The sequence below is a fragment of the Micromonospora sp. NPDC005710 genome (assembly GCF_040630995.1).
Classification (GTDB): Bacteria; Actinomycetota; Actinomycetes; order Mycobacteriales; family Micromonosporaceae; genus Micromonospora.
In genome coordinates this window covers 1-1,564 of the sequence record NZ_JBEXYP010000070.1, presented here as the reverse complement: position 1 = coordinate 1,564, position 1,564 = coordinate 1, and the positions used below count along the sequence as shown (strand labels likewise).

Sequence of the window (1,564 nt, the reverse complement as noted above, 5' to 3'; positions counted from 1 at the left end):
ACCGGAGAACCGCCCATGACCCGGTTCCTGGCCGAGCAGTTGTCCACCGCGCACTGGTTTGACCAACGCCGGACCCGAGCCTCGGCCCGCAGCTCGGCCGGCTTGTCCTGGTTCGCGTCGACCTTCCAACTGACCGAACGGCCGTTGACGGTGCCATTGCTGTCGATCACCCGGCCGGGAAATGTCACCGAGATCTCGAACGACATGAGCTTGAGGAACGCCTGTTGGTTCTGCGGATTCTGCTCCGCAACCTTTCCGCCGTATTTCTTCGGGTCCAACGGCAGCGTGAAGCGGTACAGGTCGCCGTCCCTGACCAGTTTGACGCTTTCCGTGTCGAAACCGGCGAGCGGCGCCTTGCGGTAACTGATCTGGGAACCGTAGAAAGTGTTGTCCTGGTAAAGCGTCTCCTCACCGGCCGGCAGCGCGGGGATGTTCTGCCGCAACTCCGCGAAGGCCAGCGGGATGTTCTTGTTCCGGGCGGTCAGCACGGACTTCTGGGCGGTCAGCAGGAGCTGCCCGTCGACCGTGTCGTCGGCGTTGACCGTCAGGCCCATGTTGAGTTGCATGCAGCCGCTCAACGCGGCGAGAAGAAGGAGGCACACCGCGACGCGGAGTGCCCTACCGCGGTTGACTCTCCTGTTCATGGGCTCAGTGTGTGTGATCGCTTTCACCATCAGCAGTCAGCGATCGGTCACAACGAAGTCGCCGATTGTACCGGCGGACTGTCGCCTTTGATTACTTTGGACGGCGGCTCGAATGACTATTCTGGAGCTTTGGTGCGCCGACGGTTCCTCGTCGGCCGTACGCTGGTCGGATGAGAATTGTCGCGTGCGTCATGCTGGTGGATCCGGACGGGCGGTTGCTGTTGCAACTGCGCGACAGCGACGCGCCGCACCATCCGAACGTGTGGGGTCTGCCCGGCGGTCACGGCGAGCCGGGGGAGACGCCCGAGCAGACCGCCGAGCGGGAACTGTGGGAGGAGACCGGCCTGCGGGCCGACGGCCCACTGCACCCGGTCGCCGTGCAGTCGCTGCCCGAACTGGACCGGGTGAAGCACTACTTCAGCGGCAGCACCCGGGCACGGCAGGAGGACGTGGTGCTCGGCGAGGGCGCCGCGATGCTCTTCGTTCCCGCTGCCGAGGTGCTCGACGGTCGTGAGTGGACGCCGGGCACCGTCGAGGTGTTGACCGAGTTCCTGGCGTCGGCCGAGTACACCGCCCTGGCCACCGGCCGGACCGCCGCCGGGCCGGCTCAGGTCGCCGGGGGTCGCCAGTCCGCGTAGCGGGCCATGCTGCGCAGGGCCACCCGGCCCGGGGTGAGCCGCAAGGCGAAGTCGCGCAACGCGAAGGCAACCGGGTTGTCCAGCTGCTGTCCGAACCGCCCTGCCAGGTAGGAGGCGCGGGCAACGGACTGACTGCGTGGTCGACGCTGCTCGTCGTACGCGGCCAGGGCGGCGGGCACCCCCTCGGCGCCGCCGGCGCAGACGGCGCCGAGCACCACCGCGTCCTCGATCGCTTGCCCGGCGCCCTGCCCGAGGTTGGGTGTCATCGGATGGGCGGCGTCG

At 67.6% G+C, this 1,564-nt stretch carries 3 protein-coding genes; 1 reads left to right on the top strand and 2 read right to left on the bottom strand.

The annotated features are described in order from the left end of the window. On the bottom strand, positions 1 to 674 hold a 674-nt coding region (locus ABZ406_RS30940; RefSeq protein WP_357769119.1), incomplete at its 3' end, for a DUF3153 domain-containing protein. 140 nt (positions 675 to 814) lie between these two features. Between ABZ406_RS30940 and ABZ406_RS30935 the strand changes: the two genes are divergently transcribed. Next, positions 815 to 1,282 carry an NUDIX domain-containing protein gene (locus ABZ406_RS30935; protein WP_357769117.1) on the top strand — a complete coding sequence of 156 codons (468 nt, stop codon included), beginning with the start codon at positions 815 to 817 and terminating at the stop codon, positions 1,280 to 1,282. Here the strand turns inward: ABZ406_RS30935 and ABZ406_RS30930 are convergent. Then, on the bottom strand, positions 1,252 to 1,564 hold a 313-nt coding region (locus ABZ406_RS30930), incomplete at its 5' end, for an FAD-dependent monooxygenase (protein ID WP_357769115.1). The genes ABZ406_RS30935 and ABZ406_RS30930 overlap by 31 nt on opposite strands.

Excerpts from the sequence above, each read along its gene's own strand:
- ABZ406_RS30935 (WP_357769117.1), top strand. The coding sequence starts at position 815 with ATGAGAATTGTCGCGTGCGTCATGCTGGTGGATCCGGACGGGCGGTTG.